The 18190-nt window shown below is 54.9% G+C and carries 19 protein-coding genes; 6 read left to right on the forward strand and 13 right to left on the reverse strand.

Annotated features, from left to right (window positions below; translation table 11 throughout):
• Positions 1-5: 5 nt before the first annotated feature.
• The 5 genes from DTHIO_RS11030 to rplM form a co-directional block, all read right to left on the reverse strand.
• Entirely contained in the window at positions 6-1097 is a 1092-nt protein-coding gene (locus tag DTHIO_RS11030) for a deoxyhypusine synthase family protein (protein WP_008870380.1), read from the reverse strand.
• Between the two features lie 32 nt (positions 1098-1129).
• A complete protein-coding gene (speB, locus tag DTHIO_RS11035) occupies positions 1130-1996 on the reverse strand; it encodes an agmatinase (protein WP_008870381.1) in 867 nt (288 codons plus the stop codon).
• 10 nt (positions 1997-2006) lie between these two features.
• Complete coding sequence (locus tag DTHIO_RS11040) at positions 2007-2561, reverse strand: pyruvoyl-dependent arginine decarboxylase (RefSeq protein ID WP_008870382.1); 555 nt, start codon at positions 2559-2561, stop codon at positions 2007-2009.
• A gap of 187 nt (positions 2562-2748) precedes the next feature.
• The gene (rpsI, locus tag DTHIO_RS11045; RefSeq protein WP_008870383.1) at positions 2749-3141 is read right to left on the reverse strand and encodes a 30S ribosomal protein S9; all 393 of its coding nucleotides are present in this window, start codon (positions 3139-3141) and stop codon (positions 2749-2751) included.
• A 20-nt stretch (positions 3142-3161) separates the two neighbouring features.
• The gene (rplM, locus tag DTHIO_RS11050; RefSeq protein ID WP_008870384.1) at positions 3162-3590 is read right to left on the reverse strand and encodes a 50S ribosomal protein L13; all 429 of its coding nucleotides are present in this window, start codon (positions 3588-3590) and stop codon (positions 3162-3164) included.
• 243 nt (positions 3591-3833) lie between these two features.
• On the opposite strand from rplM, the gene DTHIO_RS11060 reads away from it, so the two are divergent.
• The 6 genes from DTHIO_RS11060 (at position 3834) to DTHIO_RS11085 (ending at position 9133) form a co-directional block, all read left to right on the forward strand.
• Complete coding sequence (locus DTHIO_RS11060; protein WP_008870385.1) at positions 3834-4625, forward strand: ABC transporter ATP-binding protein; 792 nt, start codon at positions 3834-3836, stop codon at positions 4623-4625.
• A gap of 42 nt (positions 4626-4667) precedes the next feature.
• Positions 4668-5450 carry an ABC transporter substrate-binding protein gene (locus DTHIO_RS11065; RefSeq protein WP_008870386.1) on the forward strand — a complete coding sequence of 261 codons (783 nt, stop codon included), beginning with the start codon at positions 4668-4670 and terminating at the stop codon, positions 5448-5450.
• A gap of 83 nt (positions 5451-5533) precedes the next feature.
• Positions 5534-6229 carry an ABC transporter permease gene (locus DTHIO_RS11070; RefSeq protein ID WP_008870387.1) on the forward strand — a complete coding sequence of 232 codons (696 nt, stop codon included), beginning with the start codon at positions 5534-5536 and terminating at the stop codon, positions 6227-6229.
• 7 nt (positions 6230-6236) lie between these two features.
• On the forward strand, positions 6237-6926 hold the full coding sequence (locus DTHIO_RS11075) for an ABC transporter permease (protein ID WP_008870388.1): 690 nt from the start codon (positions 6237-6239) through the stop codon (positions 6924-6926).
• A 3-nt stretch (positions 6927-6929) separates the two neighbouring features.
• Positions 6930-7865 carry a DMT family transporter gene (locus DTHIO_RS11080; RefSeq protein WP_008870389.1) on the forward strand — a complete coding sequence of 312 codons (936 nt, stop codon included), beginning with the start codon at positions 6930-6932 and terminating at the stop codon, positions 7863-7865.
• 11 nt (positions 7866-7876) lie between these two features.
• A complete protein-coding gene (locus DTHIO_RS11085; protein WP_008870390.1) occupies positions 7877-9133 on the forward strand; it encodes an HD domain-containing protein in 1257 nt (418 codons plus the stop codon).
• Positions 9134-9482: 349 nt separating this feature from the next.
• Here the strand turns inward: DTHIO_RS11085 and lon are convergent, their stop codons facing one another.
• The 8 genes from lon to nusB form a co-directional block, all read right to left on the reverse strand.
• The gene (gene lon / locus DTHIO_RS11090; protein ID WP_008870391.1) at positions 9483-11900 is read right to left on the reverse strand and encodes an endopeptidase La; all 2418 of its coding nucleotides are present in this window, start codon (positions 11898-11900) and stop codon (positions 9483-9485) included.
• A gap of 201 nt (positions 11901-12101) precedes the next feature.
• On the reverse strand, positions 12102-12371 hold the full coding sequence (locus DTHIO_RS11095) for an acylphosphatase (protein WP_008870392.1): 270 nt from the start codon (positions 12369-12371) through the stop codon (positions 12102-12104).
• 84 nt (positions 12372-12455) lie between these two features.
• Positions 12456-13154, reverse strand: coding sequence for a RadC family protein (radC, locus tag DTHIO_RS11100; RefSeq protein WP_244156355.1), 699 nt, complete (start codon positions 13152-13154; stop codon positions 12456-12458).
• A gap of 14 nt (positions 13155-13168) precedes the next feature.
• Entirely contained in the window at positions 13169-14140 is a 972-nt protein-coding gene (gene holA / locus DTHIO_RS11105; protein WP_008870394.1) for a DNA polymerase III subunit delta, read from the reverse strand.
• Between the two features lie 13 nt (positions 14141-14153).
• The gene (lptE, locus tag DTHIO_RS19820) at positions 14154-14678 is read right to left on the reverse strand and encodes an LPS assembly lipoprotein LptE (RefSeq protein ID WP_008870395.1); all 525 of its coding nucleotides are present in this window, start codon (positions 14676-14678) and stop codon (positions 14154-14156) included.
• A 2-nt stretch (positions 14679-14680) separates the two neighbouring features.
• The gene (gene leuS / locus DTHIO_RS11115) at positions 14681-17185 is read right to left on the reverse strand and encodes a leucine--tRNA ligase (RefSeq protein WP_008870396.1); all 2505 of its coding nucleotides are present in this window, start codon (positions 17183-17185) and stop codon (positions 14681-14683) included.
• 13 nt (positions 17186-17198) lie between these two features.
• Positions 17199-17744 carry a hypothetical protein gene (locus DTHIO_RS11120; RefSeq protein WP_008870397.1) on the reverse strand — a complete coding sequence of 182 codons (546 nt, stop codon included), beginning with the start codon at positions 17742-17744 and terminating at the stop codon, positions 17199-17201.
• A complete protein-coding gene (nusB, locus tag DTHIO_RS11125; protein WP_008870398.1) occupies positions 17713-18186 on the reverse strand; it encodes a transcription antitermination factor NusB in 474 nt (157 codons plus the stop codon). Before nusB ends, DTHIO_RS11120 begins: the two co-directional genes overlap by 32 nt.
• Positions 18187-18190: the final 4 nt, after the last annotated feature.

Here is an 18190-nt window from a genome sequence, read left to right on the forward strand (position 1 = left end):
AGTGATCAGAGTTGCCCCTTTTTGGCCAGCCTGTCCTGCAGGCCCTTGATGAGAATGGGCCAGGCAATGGTGGCGTCTGAATAGATTTCCGCGTATTTGCCCCCCTGTTCCCTGGGGGTGAATTTGCCCCAGGATACCCCTTCCTGGTAGGTACAGCCGGAGAGTCCCCCCCAGTGCACCGGTTCCGGACAGATGCGAACTCCGTATTGAAACCTGCGCAGCGGCAGTTCCAAGTTTTCCAGGCGCTGGCTGGCAATCTCCAGGAAAGGACTGACCTGCTGGGCCCAGTTCCTGGGTACGCCGCCGCCTATGGTGAACAGACCTATCTTTTTGCTTTCAGTAATCTTTTTGGTGTAGCTGAACAGGTCCAGAAAGGGATTGAAGGGAAAGGGCGGATAAGTATCCGGCTCCAGGGTGGGGCCTTTTTCCTGCTGGCGCAGGATATGGGTGGCAATGTCTAAGGCCAGCTCCGAGTCGGTAAAGGCTGGTATGTATACCGGAGTGTTTTGCTGGTAAGCGCTTTTGAGTATGCCGGGTCCGGGAATGTTTTCATCCAGGTAGCGCCCGATCTTGCGGCAGAGGATTTCAGAACTTAGCTGCTCTTCTTTGTCAATGCCCTGCATCACCTGATGAACGATGTCTTCGGCCCGCATAAAATTTATTTCCGGCTCCAGGGTATCGTAAACCCTGTTGAAGCCCATTTTGAAAAGCTCCTGGTCATTCATTCTGTGCTTTTCATACTTGTAGTGCTTTAGCCCAATGGATTCGATAAAGCCGTGGGCCATAAGCGCCCCGGTGGAAATGACCACATTGATCCAGCCCTCATCTATCATCTTGCACAGGAGCTTGCCCATTTTGGCCACGGTCATGGCCCCGGAGAAGGTTCCCACCACCAGGCAGTCCGGATCCGTAACCATCTCCTGGAGTACATTTAAAGCCTCTCCCAGGCTGCGGCCGCTGAAGGCAGTTTTTTCCATGGCCTGCAGGAGCTGGTCAAAATCCTGGATGTTGTCCGGGTCAAGGGGCTCAAGGGCTTTAAACCCCAGCTCATCGGGGTTCTGCAGTTTGTCAATGGGGCGGATGTCGTGTTTGGTCATGGTCAACTCCGCAAGGTTAGATATTGGGGGTATTAAATTGTCCTGAAGTAGCTAAGCAGGACCCTCAAAATGCACTTGACCCCCACGGACTCGGACAAAACGCTGCCCGGCCGCGGAGCCAGCTCGCAAAAATCCATTCCCACCAGTCTGGGACCGGGCCAGAAATGTTTCCAGAAATCGTTTATCCAGGTGTACTCGAGCCCCCCAGGCTCAGGAGTGCCCGTACCGGGCATGATGGACGGGTCAAGGCCGTCTGCGTCAAAGGTGAGATATACAGGGCCGGAGCCGATAAAGTCCTTGACTGCTTCAGCCGCCTGTGCCGGCGAGGGCAGGTTCCAGGGATGCATGGCCATGATCCGGCATGGACTGTTTTTTATGATTTGAGCCTGGTCCCGGTCCATACTGCGAATGCCCAGGGAGGCGGTCTTGAGGCCCAGGTCCCTGACCCGGGACATGACGCAGGCATGGGAATAAGGGCTGCCCTGAAAGTCTGATCTCAGGTCGGCATGGGCATCCACCTGAAGAACCGTCAGGTCCGGATAAGCCCTGGAATAAAACCGGATCAGGGGGAAGGCTATGGAATGCTCTCCCCCCAGGGTCAAAATAAAATCTCTACAGGGATCAAATTTTTCCAGGAAAAAATCCATTTCCTGCTGCAGCTGACCGGGTCCGGAGACCACAGGCCTTTGAAAGGGAAGCGTTTTGAAACTGCAGTAATCGCTTATGTCGGCATCCAGTTCCGGGTCATAGGGCTCTATCTGGTAGCTGGCCTTAAACAGGGCCTCGGGCCCGTCCTTGGTGCCGGTGTCGAAACTGACCGTGCCCTGGTAGGGTACCGGCCAGACGTGGACGATATTGTCCCCGCCGCTGCCTTCAAGGTCCAGAAAATCATCAAACATGGTGTCCGCCTCAGGGCAGAAATACAGCCACAGAAATGGTGGTGGTCCACAGGCCGGCCACACCGGTGGTTACACAGGGGGCCGAGGCAGAGTCAACTATCTGCCCGCTCATCATGTATATCTGCCTTCTTTCATCATAGTCCTTTTCCGGGTCGAAATCGATGCCCAGGGTGGTAGCCAGCATTGTGGAGGCCAGATCTTCGGCGAAGTCGCCGATCTCTGTTTCATCGGCCCCGAATGCGTGATGCTCGGAAATATATCCGTACTGACTTTCATCCGCCGGAAAGGCCATGCCCACTGCAGACCCTACCAGGCGTCCTTTTTCATTGGTTGCGTTTCTGGCCATGACGCAAAAAGTCAGTTCCCCGGGCAGAAGTTCGCTTATGCCCTCCTGTACAGAGATCATTTTACAGTAAGGCGGATATATACTGGAGACATAAACCAGGTTCTGTTTTTCGATACCCGCATCGCGCAGGGCCAGCTCAAAGGATTGCAGCTTGTTCTTGTGTCTTCCTATGCCGCGGGTAAAAAAAGCGCGGGAAGGAACAAAAGGTCTTTGGAGCATAGGCAAATTCCTCCTGATTGATTGGCTGAAATGTCAGGTTTCAACCATGCGTCAAACCTATAAAAATATTCAAAGCATGCCGGCAAGTCAATGCGAATGTTGGCTGTGAACTGTACTGGACAATAAAAAAGGCAGGGCGTTGACCCTGCCTTTTTGAGTGCGAAGCTTCTGCTGGCCGGTGCTGTGGTTAGCGCTTGGAGTACTGGAATTTGGCCCTGGCGCCTCTCTGGCCGTATTTCTTTCTTTCCTTGACCCTGGCATCCCTGGTAAGCAGGCCGGCTTTCTTGAGTACAGGCCGGTTGTCCTGGTCCACCTGCAGAAGGGCCCTGCTGATGCCGTGGCGCACTGCCTCGGCCTGCCCGGCCAGGCCGCCGCCATCGACGTTGATCTTGATATCGAACTTGCCTGTGGCCTGGGTGAGCTTCAGGGGCTGATTGATGACCATCTGCAGTGTGGCCCTGGGGAAATACTCCTGGTAGGGCCTTCCATTGACCAGTATCTGCCCGGACCCGCTGTAGAGCCTGGTCCTGGCTGTAGAAGTCTTGCGCTTGCCTTTGCCGTAAAAGTATTCTTCCTTCATCTTTTTTGCTCCAAAAAGTATTAATCCTGGATGACTTTGGGTTGCTGGGCGGCATGGGGGTGTTCGGGGCCGGAGTAGACTTTAAGCTTTTTAAGGAGCTTGCGGCCCAGTTTGTTCTTGGGCAGCATGCGGCCTACTGCTTTTCTAATGACTTCTTCCGGCTTTTTCTGCAGCATCCTGTCCAGTGAGTTTTCCTTGATGCCGCCGGGATAACCGGTGTGGTAGTAGTATTTCTTCTGTTCCAGCTTGTCTCCGGTTACCTTGATCTGCTGGGCGTTGACCACCACCACAAAATCGCCCATATCCATATGCGGGGCGAATTCGGGCTTGTCCTTGCCTCTGAGTTTGGTGGCTATCCGGGTGGCCAGTCTGCCCAGAATCTTGTCCTGGGCATCTACCACGTACCAGTCTCTTTTGATATCTTCAGGTTTGGGGCTGTAAGTCTTCATTGTTTGCTGCTCCATAATCGTTTTGGCAAAATAGTATTCTTAGACGATTTTTTCCCCTGCTGTCAACAGTAAAAATTGAGATTTCCCATCCCGGTTTTTTTCTGGTTCTGCAAGTTTATCTTGACACGCATGCAGGGGGTTACATAAAAAAACATGTCCGGGTTGAACCCGGATCTTCTGCCGTAAAGACAATTTTCCTGAGCGTCTGTAAAACCTGTCCAATCATTTTCGGACCAGATCAACGTGGAAAACGAGCCTTCTTCAGAAATAGCCCGGGCAGCCCTGGGCGTGAGAAACCTGCACAAAAGCTTTGGTTCCCTGCACGTACTCAAGGGTGTTTCCTTAACAGCCCGTGAAGGGGACGTAATCTCCATGATCGGCTCCAGCGGATCCGGCAAGAGTACCCTTCTGCGCTGTATCAACCTGCTGGAAATACCCACATCCGGCGATATATTCGTGGGCGGAGAACAGATCCGTATGCAGGTCAACCGGCACGGAGTACCAGTGCCGGCAGACCGCAGACAGGTGGACCGCATCCGGACCAGGCTGGGAATGGTCTTTCAGCATTTCAATCTCTGGACCCACATGAGCGTTCTGGACAATGTCATGGAAGCCCCGGTGCATGTTCTGAGAGTTCCCAGAAAGGAGGCCAGGGAGAGGGGGATGGCTTATCTGGAAAAAGTGGGCATAGCCGACCGCTCGCATTATTATCCGGCCCAGCTTTCTGGAGGGCAGCAGCAAAGAGCGGCCATAGCCAGGGCCCTGGCCATGGAGCCCAGGGCCCTGCTGTTTGATGAGCCCACTTCCGCCCTGGATCCGGAACTGGTGGGCGAGGTGCTTTCGGTGCTGCAGGAACTGGCCCGGGAGGGCCGGACCATGATTCTGGCCACACATGAAATGAGCTTTGCCCGGGACGTATCTTCCCAGGTTATATTTCTGGATGCCGGGGTCATTGAAGAACAGGGACCGCCGGGAGAGGTTTTTACCTGTCCCCGTTCTGAGCGGTGCAAGCAATTTCTGTCCAGATTTTTTTAAGTGCTTATCATGATCAATATCAAACACAAAACAGGAGGAGACATGAGAAGGTTTTTTTACATCACGGCTCTGGTTTTGCTTGGATGCATGCTGCTGGCAGGTACGTCCCTGGCCCGGGACAAGGTGCGCATCGGTACCGAGGGTGCTTATCCCCCCTTCAACTACATGGATTCGCAGGGCAACCTCAAGGGTTTTGACATTGATATCGCCAAGGCCCTGTGTGAAGCAGCCAACCTGGAATGCGAGTTCGTGACCCAGAGCTGGGACGGCATTATCCCGGCCCTTCTGGCCAGGGACTACGATGCCATCATAGCCTCCATGAGCATTACCGAGGAGCGCAAAAGAAGGGTGGACTTCACCGAAAAATACTACCAGACCCCGGCCAGGTTCGTTAAGCACAAGGACCGGGATATAGAGATCAGCAAGGATGATCTGGAAGGGTTGTCAGTGGGCGTTCAAAGAGCCACAGTCAGCGCCAACTTCATCAATGACAATTTTGATGATGTCCTGGACATCCGTTCCTATGCCACCCAGGAAGAAGCCAACATGGACATCGTATCCGGGCGGGTGGATCTGCTCTTTGCCGATGCTGTGGTACTCCAGACCGGTTTTCTGGATTCCGAGGAAGGTCAGAATTACGAGTTTGTCGGACCCAGCTACACAGATGAGGAATGGTTCGGAGAAGGCATTGGTATAGCGCTGCGCCAGGGAGATGATGATCTGCGCGAGACCTTCAACCAGGCCATTCAGGATATCCGGGAAGATGGAACCTACCAGGAAATAAACGACAGCTACTTTGACTTCGATGTTTACGGTGACGAATAACTCCTCAACATGAGCAGACCGGGCCGGTACCAGGAGATAGTTGTCCTGGGGCCGGCCTGTTTTTTCCAGGGATCATAGCTTGTATGTCCTTTTTTGACCTGCATGGTTACGGCTGGCTTTTGCTCCAGGGGGCAAAGCTGACCCTTTACGTGGGACTCTGTTCCATGGTCCTGGCCATGGGTCTTGGGCTTATCGGGGTGCTGTGCAAGTTTTCAAGGTCCTCTCTGGTGCGCTTTGCAGCCGACACCTACACCACGGTTATCCGCGGTATCCCGGAACTTATCCTTATCCTGCTGGTCTATTACGGGGTGCCCACCCTGATTCAGGATGTATCCGCCAAGTTCGGCCAGCCGGTTTACATCTCCTTTGATCCCTTTGTGGCCGGGGTGGCCACTATAGGGTTTATTTACGGGGCTTTTTCCACCGAGGTTTTTCGCGGGGCCTACCTGGCCGTGCCCAGGGGGCAGGTGGAGGCGGCCCGGGCCTGCGGTATGAGCCCGGCCCTGACCTTCAGACGGGTTGTCCTTCCCCAGATGATGCGCTTTGCCCTGCCGGGCCTGGGCAATGTGTGGATGGTGCTGATAAAGGCCACGGCCCTAATTTCCGTTATCCAGCTGCCGGAACTCATGCGCAACGCAGACATTGCAGCCAGGGCCACGCGGGAGCCATTCACCTTCTTTTTTGCGGCTTCCCTGATCTATCTCTTTATCACCATAGGCTCCAACCTGGTCCAGCAATGGGCTGAAAAACGCGCCAGCCGCGGCATAATTACCGACTGAGGCGGACATGGAAATCATCATTGAAAGTCTGCCCAGGCTCCTTGGCGGTGCAGTAATCACCCTGGAAATCACTTTCTTAAGTGTTCTGCTGGGATTCGTCCTGGCCGTCCCCCTGGCGGTGATGCGGGTCTCCAGGCTGCGCTGCCTGTGGATGCCGGTTTATGCCTTCACTTTTTACTTCAGGGGAACTCCACTGCTGGTGCAGATTTTTCTCATCTATTACGGAAGCGGGCAGTTCCAGGTCTTTCTGGACTCGGTGGGACTGTGGCATTTTTTCAAAAGTCCCTGGTTCTGCTCTGTGCTGGCCCTTACCCTGAACACTGCAGCCTATTCAGCGGAGATTTTCCGAGGCGGAATCCAGGGAGTCCCCCGCGGTGAGGTGGAGGCTGCCCGGGCCTGCGGCATGTCCGGGCTTCTTCTTTACCGCCGCATTGTCATTCCCAAGGCCCTGCGCATCGCCTGGCCGGCCTACACCAACGAGGTCATTTTTCTGCTTCAGGCCTCCTCCCTGGTATCCATCATCACGGTCATGGATATCACCGGAGTGGCCAGGGAGATATCCGCACGCAGCTTTGCCTTTTACGAACTCTTTCTGGCTGCTGCGGCAATATACCTGGTCCTGGTCTATGGCATCCTGTGGATATTCAAGAGAATTGAAAACCGCATAAACGCCTACCTGCAAGTGGGTCAGCATTAGTCCATGTCCTGGAAAAATCATCTCCGGGGCGATCTGCTGCTCCTTTTGACAGCCCTTATCTGGGGCTCGGCCTTTGTGGCCCAGAAGGTGGGCATGGACCACATGGGCCCTTTCATGTACACGGGCATCCGCTTTGCCTTGGGGGCACTGGTCCTCACCCCGCTGATTCTTTATTTCGGAAGTCTCAGGCCGCCGTCCGCCGCCGGGCAAAAGAGCCCTTCCATTCTCCTTGCCGGTCTTTTGTCCGGAACTATTTTGTTCGTGGCCAGCATTCTGCAGCAGGTGGGCATAATCTATACCACCGCTGGAAAGGCCGGATTCATCACCGGGCTTTACGTGGTCATAGTCCCCCTGATAGGCTGTCTGTGGGGGTTCAGGCCGGGTGCCGGAGCCGGGGTGGGGGCGGTCCTGGCTGTGACCGGGCTTTATCTGCTGACCATTACCGATGGTCTGACCATCAGCCTGGGAGACAGCCTGGTGCTGGCCTGTGCTTTCATGTACGCCCTGCATGTCCTGGCCATAGGCTGGATGGCTCCCAGGATGGATGTCCTGCGTCTGGCGGCCCTGCAGTTCTGGGTCTGTGCGGGGCTGAGTCTTCTGGTGGGCCTGGCCCTGGAAGAGCTTACCTGGAACATGGTAAGAAGTGCTGCAGTGCCCATTCTTTACGGAGGAGTGCTTTCGGTTGGCGTGGCCTTTACCCTGCAGGTGGTGGCCCAGAAAAGGTCTCCGCCAACGCATGCAGCAGTGATTTTGAGCTTAGAGACGGTTTTTGCAGTTTTCGCCGGGATGATCATCCTGGGAGAGGCCTTAAGCCCCAGGGGATGGGCCGGGTGTGCCCTGATGCTGGCCGGGATGCTTGCTGCCCAGCTGGATTCTGTATATCCTGTAAAAAAAGTACTGGTGGACAGAATACGCAGGCTTTTTAAACAGACCCATTAAGAGGTACGAATATGCATGAACAATATCCCAGCGTGCGCAAGGGGCTTTTGCAGCTCATTTTTTCCGGGTCCTTCATGAAACGCTGGAACGACAAGCTGCGTCCTGTGGAACTGGTGGAGGTGGACAAGCAGGCGCACAAGATGTTTGTGGCCTACATTCTTTATCTTCTAAATTCCAGGGACATGCCTGCTGATGACAGGCTTCGCCTGGGCGAAGAGGTTATCCAGGGAGGGATTTATGAATATCTTTACCGGCTGGTGATCACCGACATAAAGCCCCCCATTTTCTACCGTATAAAATCCAATCCTGAGCACTATCAGCAGCTTACAGAATGGGTCCTGGAGCAGTTGCAGCCCCGCGTACAGCCTTTGGGGGCCCATTTCTGGCAGGGACTTTGTGCATACCTGCAAAAACCTGACGACACCGGTCTGGCGGGCAAGATCCTCAGCGCCGCGCATATCTTTGCCAGCAGCTGGGAGTTTGGCCTTATCAAGGGGGTAAATCCCGGTGATGATGAGCTAAAGGATATTGAGGCCAATTTTGAAGAGCTGTTAAAAGAGCACTTTGATTTAACAGGCATGCGCGAAATCGCAGGGGGTTCGCGAAACGGCCTGGGAGGGCTGGTGAATCTTTGCGGAAGGCTCAGATTCCAGAAGAGGTGGTCCCAGACCCCGCGCATTCCGGAGACATCGGTTCTGGGGCATATGTTCATCGTAGCCTGCCTGGCCTATTTTTTCAGCTTGTCCGTAGGTGCCTGTTCCAGCCGCAGGCAGAATAATTTTTATGCAGGTCTCATCCATGACCTGCCGGAACTTTTGACCCGGGACATTATTTCCCCTGTCAAGCAGTCGGTGCAGAGGATCAAGGACCTTATCCGGGAATACGAACAAAGGGAACTGGAGCAGAGGGTCTTCAGCCTCCTGGATGAACCGGGCTACAGCGAGCTCACCGCCAGGCTGCGTTACTACCTCGGGGACCAGGATTATTCCGAGTTCGACAACACTGTGGTGGATAAAGGCAGGGTGCTCAGTCTGGATGCTGATGAACTGCACCAGAACTACAACCGGGACGAATTTGATCCCAGGGACGGGCATCTGCTCAAGGTGTGCGATAATTTAGCGGCGTTTATCGAGGCCTATACCGCCACCAGAAACGGCATTACCAATGAACAGCTGCAGCAGGCGCAATGGAAGATACGCAACCGCTATCAGCGCGAAAACCTGCTGGGACGGCTGCACATAGGTGCCCTGCTGGCGGATTTTGATTGAACCCGCCAGAGTGACTTACAAAGTTAATACGTTCTGGTGGCAAGAACAATAGAAGTTATTCACTGAAAGGTGCGCCAGTAGTCCGGGGGTTCGGCAAACAGGACGTAAAAACTCGCTCCAAGGCAGCGTAAATCAAAACCTCTACAAGTTTTTTTTATCCAGAATATTTTCTTTATTATGCTTTGAATCAAGTTCGGTGTTTTACGGTTTTGATTAACGCTGCCTACGTCGCTCAGACAGTTTACGCCCAGTTTGCCGAACCCCCGGCCCCTGGCTATTAGCCGAAGTGAGGTTTGCCCAATTGTATCAGGTGGTGAATTGTTCAAGCGACAACACGTATCCTTTCTTCCTAATCCCTGGCTATATCCAGGATGGGCCAGATCTGGTCCATATTTTCCACTGTTTTGACCTGGATAGTTTTCCTGAGCTCCGGAGGAATTTCATTGAAATCGCGTTTGTTGGAGTCCGGAATAATCACTGTCTTGACCCCGGAAGCCACTGCAGCCAGGATTTTTTCCTTGATGCCCCCCACAGGCAGCACTCTGCCGCGAAGGGTGATCTCCCCGGTCATACCTATATCCCCGGGCAAAGGCCTGTCCAGCAGGGCCGAAACAAGCGCGGAAACCATGGTCAGCCCGGCTGAAGGACCGTCCTTGGGGGTGGCCCCGGCCGGTACGTGAATGTGTATATCGCGTTTGTCCAGGAGGTCTTCGTCCAGACCAAGTGTTTTGGCCCGACTGCGGGCGTAGCTTAGAGCCGCCTGGGCGCTTTCCTTCATGACCTCGCCCATCTGGCCGGTGAGTATGAGCTTGCCCTTGCCCGGCATGAGGCTTACCTCCACATGCAGGATCTCCCCGCCGTAAGCGGTCCAGGCCAGGCCTATGGCCACGCCTGCAGGCAGTTCCTTTTCCCGGTCCTCGGGCATATACTTGGGTACGCCCAGGAGCTTGTCCACCTTTTTCCTGGTGATGCGAAAGGGGCCTTTTTTGCCTTCAGCCACCTGTCTGGCGATTTTGCGGCATACTGCGCCTATTTCGCGCTCCAGGTTCCTGAGGCCCGCCTCCCGGGTATAGTTGCGGATAATCTCTTTTAAGACGCCGTCGCTAAGGGAGATGTCCTTTTCCTTGAGCCCGCTTTCCTTTATCTGCCTGGGCAGGAGGTATTTACGGGCGATATGCACCTTTTCCTGTTCGGTATAGCCGGGGATGCGGATAACCTCCATGCGGTCCAAAAGGGCCGAGGGTATGGTGTCCAGGATATTGGAGGTGCAGATGAACATGACCTTGGACAGGTCGTAGGGGACATTGAGGTAATGGTCGGTGAAGGAGTGGTTCTGCTCCGGATCCAGAACCTCCAGCAGGGCCGAGGAGGGGTCGCCTCTGAAGTCCGCGCCCACCTTGTCTATTTCGTCCAGCATAAAGACCGGGTTGACAGAGCCGGCTTCCTTCATGCTCTGGATGATACGTCCGGGCATGGACCCTATGTAGGTCCTGCGGTGGCCGCGAATCTCAGCCTCATCGCGCATTCCACCCAGAGACATGCGCACGAACTTTCTGTTCAGGGACCTGGCGATGGACTGGCCCAGGGATGTCTTGCCCACGCCGGGGGGGCCCACAAAGCAGAGGATGGGACCCTTCATCCTGGGGTTCAGCTTGCGCACGCTCAAGTATTCCAGGATCCTTTCCTTGACCTTTTCCAGGTCGTAGTGGTCATCGTTTAATATTTTCTGGGCCTCTTTTATATCCAGGCGGTCCTTGGTCTTCTTCTTCCAGGGGATTTCCACCAGCCATTCCAGGTATGTCCTGGCCACAGTGGACTCGGCTGAATCGGGGTGCATGTTTTCCAGCCTCTGGAGCTGTTTTTCTGCCTCTTTCATCACCTTGGCCGGGAGCCTGGCCTTTTTGAGGGACTCGCGCAGCTGCTCCAGGTCATCACCGCTCTCGGTGACATCGCCCAGTTCCTTGCGGATGGCTTTTAGCTGCTCCCGGAGGAAATATTCGCGCTGGGCCTTGTCCATGCCCTCCTTGGCCATGTTCTGGATCTTGGCCTGCATTGAGGCCACCTCCACCTCGCGCACCAGCTGCTCGTTGACCATCTTCAGGCGCTGCAGAGGATCGTCGCACTCCAGGATCTGCTGGGCATCGGCGGGCTTCATCCTCAGGTTGGAGGCCACAAGGTCGGCCAGGCGGCCCGGATCGTCCACACTGTTTAAAACGGCCATGATCTCTGAAGCATCCACACCGCGAAGACCCAGGAGCTTTTCACTCTGCTCCCGGGCGGCCCGCAGAAGGGCTTCGGACTCGGAAGTGGGATCGGTAAATTCCTTGTCCTTGATCACGTCTATTTCCACGATATCCATGGGATCCGTCTGGACGAATCTGCGGATCCTGGCCTTGTTGATGCCCTGGACCAGGACCTTGAGGCGGCCGTCGGGCATTTTCAGCATGCGCATGATCATGACCACGGTACCGGTCTGGTACAGGTCGTCCGGACCAGGATTTTCCACCTGTTCATCTTTCTGGGTGCTGATAAGCAGGTAGCGGTTGTTGTTCAGGGCGTGGTCAATGGCCTGGATGCTTTTGTCCCGCCCCACGAAAAGGGGAAGGATCATGTAGTTGAAAACCACAATATCGCGCACCGGCAGAAGCGGCAGGCTGGAGGGTATCTCCAGCTCTGACTCCTGGCCCGAGCTCTCAGACTTTGGGTTGTCTTCCGCGGGATTAACTATCTCCCCGGGTTCGGCGAAAAATATCTTATCATCGCTCATGGCAAGTTTTCTCCTGAAAAAATGTATACCGGGTGTCCGGTTTCTGGACGCAAAAAACTGTGATCAGGCCCTGCAGGCGCTCAGCCGGGCCTGATTTTCAATTGTAAGCTGTATCGGGCATTAGTCAAGCTCGTCAGCGCAAATATCGCACTGGACGTGCTTCAATGCAAAGAAGCTTTTTTTCTCGAGGATGATGCAGGCTTACCTGATCTCGAATTTGGAATAGGTCTTGTCGTATTCCATGTCCTCGCACTTGATGTCTTTTACTTCGCTCATGGAAGAGCCCTGGATAAGTCTTTTCTTGAATTCGGCCAGGGCATTCTCATCCCCCTGGGCCAGGACTTCCACCCGGCCATCGTGCAGGTTTCTTACCCAGCCTTTTACTCCCAGGCTTTGAGCCTGTTCTTGGGTCCAGGATCTGAAAAAAACGCCTTGAACCTTGCCGCTGAGTATACAATGCATGGAATTCATAGATTTTCTCCTGTTGGTTTTTGGCGTTGGACAAATTGAGGGGCCTGCAGCAGTCTGCTGACCGGCCCGGGCTATTGAGAGTTATTAAAGAAAACCGTGTTCCTGAAAACTGAAAAAACTGTCCTCGGAAATAATCACATGGTCCAGAAGCCTTACTCCCAGGGCTGTTGATACCTCCCTGATTTTTCTGGTCAGTTCCCGGTCCTGAAAAGAGGGGTGCGGGTCGCCACCGGGATGGTTGTGCAGCAGAATAACCCCGCTGGCCCTTTTTTCCAGGGCAACCGTGAGGATTTCCCTGGGGAAGACCGGAGCCTGATCCACTGTGCCCCGGCTCATTTTTTCAAAGTCAATCAGCCGGTTTTTATTGTCCACCATGATGGCCCAGAATTCTTCTATGGACTTGAATTGAAGCCTGGACCGGGCCAGGCGGGCCACCTTTTCCGGGGAGTCCAGGGTGCTTCTGGTACTAAGTCCGGACCTGTCCGTCCTGGCCCAGAATTCTCCCCAGAGTCTAAAAAATGTAATAATACCCGGACCGATGCCGTCAATAGCCTGCAGGTCGCCGGGCCTTGCAGCCAGCAGGTCCTTGAAGGTGGGGTACCGGTTGAGAAGGGCCTTGGCCAGGGGTTTGGTGTCTTTCCTGGGCAGGGCGTACCCCAGGACCAGCTCCAGGATTTCATAGTCCTGCAGGCTGGAGGGATCGTTGTCGAGACGCTTTTTCAGTCTCTGGCGATGACCTGTATAGTGCGGCTTCTGGGAATCCATAATCGCTCGCTTCTCCATGCCCAGGGGGCTGATCACTTCTGCCTGAATAGCTGGTAGAGATCGGCGGTGAGCTTTTCCAGGGCCTGGTCCTGAAGGATGGTTCCTGATTTTACTCCGGCTTCGGCTTCAAGGATCATGTCCCAGAGCCGGGCGATATTTCGGGGGCCAAGCTGCCTGGCCAGCCTTTTTTTTTCGTTTTTGGTCCTGGGATACAAAAACACCCTGTCCTCTTCACCGGCGGCCAGATGCCACAGGACACGGGCCTCGTGCAGAAGAAGCCCCAGAAAAGGGAACAGGGCCTCCTGGCCTGTCTGCTGATCCCTGAAAAACTTTTGCCATACCAGGGTAATGTTTTTCCCCTGCTGGATGCTCTGCATCTGGGCGAATATGTCCAGGTCGGCCCTGGGCTCGACTATGTCCAGGTGCTCTGCCTCGACTTTTCCCTGGTCATTGGCCAGAAGAAGAAGCTTTTCCAGTTCCTGGTCCACACCCAGGCTGTTAAGAGGCAGGATGTTCACCAGTTTCTCCTGCACACCGGGAGCAAATACAAGACCGGTTTCCCGGGCTCTTTTTTCCAGGTACCTGGGCAGGTTCTGCCTGGTAATTCCAGGAAACTGCCAGATCCAGCCCCTTTCCCGGGCGATTTTGAAAAACTTCTTATTTTCCAGGACAGCTGGAATTTTGGGTTTTTGTTTATCCCACTGGCCCTCCAGGCAGAAAAAAGGCCAGATTCCGGATTTGAATCCCTTGAGAGCCGGAGCCAGGGCTTTCCACTGGGCATCTTTGAAGACCTGGCAGTTGCGGACAACAACCACTCTGGAAGGTCCCATCATATTGGCCATGTTCAGGGCCTTCCACAGCTTCTGATCAAGCTCCGGGTCATCGCTCCAGAGGGTGTTTATTTCCCAGGAGTCCGGGTCGTATGGTTCAAGGGTTTTGTGAATCTGTCTTTTGACAAGGCCCGCATCCGGGCAGAAAAAAAAGTAAAAACCGGGTCTGGACATGGTGTGAACAGCCTCAAAATTCACTGCCCAGCCGGTCCGTGGCCAGGCGCAGGGCTTCTTCAACTGCTTCCTGTGCAGCCTGTCTTTCCCCTGGAGTGCTTTCTCCGGGTACAGGGGCCTGATCCTGGGCCAGGTAATAAGAACTGCTGCCGCGGACGCTGCCCGAGGACCACAGCAGTTCGTTGTCCCGGGAATGGTACATGTTCACCTCCAGATCCAGCCTGACGTCGGAGCGAACCGTTAGGTCTCCAGCGCCGGTGAGATCATCGGAAACCCTGTAGTTTTTAATGTCTATCTCAATATAGGCCTGGGACTGCTCCCGGTCCACCCAGGATATATCCGCCCGCCTGGAGAACTCGTCGCGGAAGTTGGAGCGAACGTAAGGCTCAAGCCATGCCTCCTGGGTGGGATTATTCACCTGGTCCAGGTGCAGGCGGCTTACCCCTTCCGGCATGTCCACCGGGGTCATGCCGGCGAAGTTGTAGCCGCATCCGGCGCAAAGGGTCAGACAGATAAAAAGTAATGCTGCAAGACGCATGTTTAACGCACCACTATGTTCACCAGCTTCTTGGGCACAGAAATGACTTTGACCACGTCTTTGCCCTGGATATGCTTTTTGACTTTTTCATCTTCGAGGCAGAGGTTTTTAAGTTCTTCCTGATCCATTTCCGCTGGAACATTAATGCTGGAACGAAGCTTGCCGTTGACCTGGATGACCACGGTGATCTCCTGGCGAACCACGGCCCGGGGGTCATACTCCGGCCACCTGCTCCAGGCCAGGCTGTGCTGATAGCCCATGTGCGACCAGAGTTCCTCGCAGATATGCGGGGTAATGGGTGCAAGCACGGTCAGAACCGTGGACAGGGCCGATGATAGCACCTGCGGCCCGCTGGGGCTTTGTCTGAGGGACTCACGGTGCTGGCCGATGGTGTTTAAAAGTTCCATGCAGGCGGCAATGGCGGTATTGAACTGAAACCTGTCCAGCATGTCCCGAGTGGCCCGGCGCATGGCCTCGTGTTCGGCAGCCCGCAGTTCTTTTTCTTCCGGGGTCAGGCCCTGGCCTTCCATGGCCAGGCATGGTCCAACCGGGGAGATAACTCCCGACAGCTCGTGTACAGTCCTCCAGAGACGGTTTAAAAACCTGTAGGAGCCTTCAATGGCGGAATCGCTCCATTCCAGGTCCTTTTCCGGGGGAGAGGCGAACAGGCAGTAGAGGCGGACGGTATCGGCTCCGAAGCGCCTTATCATTTCATCCGGGTCCACCACGTTGCCCTTGGATTTGGACATCTTGGCCCCGTCTTTGAGGACCATGCCCTGGGTGAGAAGATTGGCAAAGGGCTCATTCAGGTCCCAGTATCCAAGGTCGCGCAGGGCCTTGACAAAAAAACGGGCATAAAGAAGATGCAAAATGGCGTGTTCAATCCCGCCTATGTACTGGTCCACAGGAAGCCAGTATTTTATGGCTTCTGAATCAAAGGCACCGTCTGCCTTTCGAGGCGAGGTGAACCTGGCGAAATACCAGGAGGATTCAACAAAGGTGTCCATGGTGTCTGTTTCCCGCCTGGCCTCTTGGCCGCATTCAGGGCAGTCCACCCGGATAAAGCTTTCCATTTCCGGAAGGGGGGAGCGTCCGTCCCTGGGCAGCTCAGCCTCCTGGGGCAAAACAACGGGCAGCTCGCCGGCAGGTACGGGAACGATGCCGCATTTTTCACAGTAGATTACCGGAATGGGAGCACCCCAGAAGCGCTGCCTGGAGATGTTCCAGTCCCGCAGGCGATAGTTGACGGCCCTGCGTCCGGCCTGAAGTCCTTCCAGGTAGTCGGCTATCTCCTCCTGCACCTGCGAAGTAGGCTTGTTGTTGAACCGCCCGGAATTGACAGCCAGCCCAGGATCGGCAAAGGCCTCGTCCAGCTCTTCAGGCAGAGGTTCGTCCATCTCCCGGGGTCTGACCACCACCCGCACCGGGAGACTGTACTTGCGCGCAAACTCCAGGTCCCTCTGGTCATGTGCAGGCACGGCCATGACTGCACCGGTACCGTATTCGGCCAGGACGAAGTTGGCTAAGTAAATGGGCATTTTTTTCCCGGTGGCCGGGTTGATGCAGTAGCTTCCGGTGAATATGCCTTCCTTTTCCGTATCGTCTGCGGTGCGCTCTTCGTGTTCCTGGGAGGTGGTCCTGGAGATAAATTCCTGGATTTTTTCCTGGTCGGGGTTGTCCCGGATAAGCCGGGGCACCATTTCATGCTCCGGGGCCAGGCTCATGAAGGTGGCCCCGAACAGGGTGTCATGCCTGGTGGTAAAGACCGTGATCTTTTCATCCAGCCCCTGAACCGGAAAGTCTATCTCCATGCCGGTGCTTTTCCCGATCCAGTTCTTCTGCATGCTGATGACCCGTTCCGGCCAGCCGCCTGAAAGCTGGTCCAGGTCTTTTAGCAGCTCTTCTGCATAATCTGTTATGCGCAGAAACCACTGTGAGAGTTCGCGTTTTTCCACCATGGAGTCGCAGCGCCAGCACTGTCCGGCCTCCACCTGCTCGTTGGCCAGAACGGTAACGCAGGTGGGACACCAGTTGACCGGGGCCTTTTTGCGGTAAACCAGGCCCTTTTCATAGAACTTGAGGAAAAAAAGCTGCTCCCACTGGTAATATCCAGGATGGCAGGTGGCCAGCTCCCTGCTCCAGTCGTAGGAGTATCCGAGCCTTTTGAGCTCGCTGCGCATGTAGTCGATGTTCTGGTAGGTCCAGTGGGCTGGATGGGTGTTGTTCTTGATGGCCGCGTTTTCCGCTGGCATGCCGAAAGCATCCCAGCCCATGGGGTGCAGGACGTTGTATCCCTGCATCATCTTCATCCTGGCCACCACGTCGCCGATGGAATAGTTGCGCACGTGGCCCATGTGAATACGTCCGGAGGGATAGGGAAACATTTCCAGGACGTAGTACCTGGGCCTGTCAGTCTCCCTGTGAGTGACTTCAAAGGTTTTGTGCTCCTCCCATATCTGCTGCCACTTTTTTTCTATCTCCTCGGGACTGTACCTGCGTTCCTGCATTTGATGTCATCCTTTAATAACTACTTTTAAGTCCGAGCCTGTTCCACAGACCCCTGCGGAACAGGCTCCACTTTATTTTCTGTGGTGTGTCCAGTGCCGGGTCGTTTATTTCCTGGAGTGTAAAATCATAATGTCTGCGCAGGCAGATGTTTGTTTCCCTGCGGTGCCACGATTCCAGGACCTCCCGCACCATGTGGTCGTCATTGCCGGTGGCGAAGACGAACACCGAGTCCATCCGGAAATGCGGCCAGAAAAGTTCTCCCCACCTGGACAGGGACTTCTCCAGGGGGAGGTTGAAAATCTGCACCAGGCCATGTGTGTCCACGCACCACCTGCTCTGTCCCAGGCCCTTGAGGCATGCGGCAAGATCCCGGGCCCATGCGGCATGGTCCTGATCCTGCTGTAAGGGGAAAAACAGTTCCCAGATCCGGTCCTGCTGGACGGGCCAGGACCTTAAAAGAGGTCCCCGGGTGTCTTCGCCGGCCGGCAGAGCAAAGCCAAGCCTGGCGAAAAGGATGGGGCAGGAATCAGGCTCCCGCGTCAGTCCCAGGTTCACCATGTCTCATATCCCTGGCAACGGCGTCCAGGATGCCATTGACAAAGTTGCGCGAATTGTTGTCCCCAAAGGTCTTGGCCAGTTCAATGGCTTCGTTGATGCCCACTTTAACCGGGATGTCCTCCCTGTAAATCATTTCGTAAACAGCCAGGCGCATTATGGTCAGCTCAACCATGGCGATGCGCTTGACCTTCCAGTTCTGGGAATGCCTGCCGATTGCGGCATCAAGCTCTTCCAGGTTTTCCCGGACACCGTTGATCAACTGCAGAGCATATGACATATCCTGCTGCACAGCGGTGTCCTGGTCATTTTTGAAATGATGGAAGGTGTCAAGTATATGGGTGCCCGTCTGGTCAAAGTGCAGGGAGTAAAGGACCTGAAAGGCGAACTCCCTCTGGGCGTGCCTTGAATGGGTCGTTTTTGTTCTGGGTTTATGTCTGGTCATTTGC

The organism is Desulfonatronospira thiodismutans ASO3-1 (assembly GCF_000174435.1).
Lineage (GTDB): Bacteria > Desulfobacterota > Desulfovibrionia > Desulfovibrionales > Desulfonatronovibrionaceae > Desulfonatronospira > Desulfonatronospira thiodismutans.

Bases quoted from the DNA above. Each gene is read 5' to 3' on its own strand.
- DTHIO_RS11080 (WP_008870389.1), top strand. From the start codon at position 6,930: ATGTCCTGGAAAAATCATCTCCGGGGCGATCTGCTGCTCCTTTTGACA.
- DTHIO_RS11030 (WP_008870380.1), bottom strand. From the start codon at position 1,097: ATGACCAAACACGACATCCGCCCCATTGACAAACTGCAGAACCCCGAT.
- DTHIO_RS11065 (WP_008870386.1), top strand. From the start codon at position 4,668: ATGAGAAGGTTTTTTTACATCACGGCTCTGGTTTTGCTTGGATGCATG.
- speB (WP_008870381.1), bottom strand. From the start codon at position 1,996: ATGTTTGATGATTTTCTGGACCTTGAAGGCAGCGGCGGGGACAATATC.
- rplM (WP_008870384.1), bottom strand. From the start codon at position 3,590: ATGAAGACTTACAGCCCCAAACCTGAAGATATCAAAAGAGACTGGTAC.
- rpsI (WP_008870383.1), bottom strand. From the start codon at position 3,141: ATGAAGGAAGAATACTTTTACGGCAAAGGCAAGCGCAAGACTTCTACA.
- DTHIO_RS11095 (WP_008870392.1), bottom strand. From the start codon at position 12,371: ATGAATTCCATGCATTGTATACTCAGCGGCAAGGTTCAAGGCGTTTTT.
- lptE (WP_008870395.1), bottom strand. From the start codon at position 14,678: ATGCGTCTTGCAGCATTACTTTTTATCTGTCTGACCCTTTGCGCCGGA.
- lon (WP_008870391.1), bottom strand. From the start codon at position 11,900: ATGAGCGATGATAAGATATTTTTCGCCGAACCCGGGGAGATAGTTAAT.
- radC (WP_244156355.1), bottom strand. From the start codon at position 13,154: ATGGAGAAGCGAGCGATTATGGATTCCCAGAAGCCGCACTATACAGGT.
- nusB (WP_008870398.1), bottom strand. From the start codon at position 18,186: ATGACCAGACATAAACCCAGAACAAAAACGACCCATTCAAGGCACGCC.
- DTHIO_RS11040 (WP_008870382.1), bottom strand. From the start codon at position 2,561: ATGCTCCAAAGACCTTTTGTTCCTTCCCGCGCTTTTTTTACCCGCGGC.
- leuS (WP_008870396.1), bottom strand. From the start codon at position 17,185: ATGCAGGAACGCAGGTACAGTCCCGAGGAGATAGAAAAAAAGTGGCAG.
- DTHIO_RS11085 (WP_008870390.1), top strand. From the start codon at position 7,877: ATGCATGAACAATATCCCAGCGTGCGCAAGGGGCTTTTGCAGCTCATT.
- DTHIO_RS11120 (WP_008870397.1), bottom strand. From the start codon at position 17,744: ATGGTGAACCTGGGACTGACGCGGGAGCCTGATTCCTGCCCCATCCTT.
- holA (WP_008870394.1), bottom strand. From the start codon at position 14,140: ATGTCCAGACCCGGTTTTTACTTTTTTTTCTGCCCGGATGCGGGCCTT.
- DTHIO_RS11075 (WP_008870388.1), top strand. From the start codon at position 6,237: ATGGAAATCATCATTGAAAGTCTGCCCAGGCTCCTTGGCGGTGCAGTA.
- DTHIO_RS11070 (WP_008870387.1), top strand. From the start codon at position 5,534: ATGTCCTTTTTTGACCTGCATGGTTACGGCTGGCTTTTGCTCCAGGGG.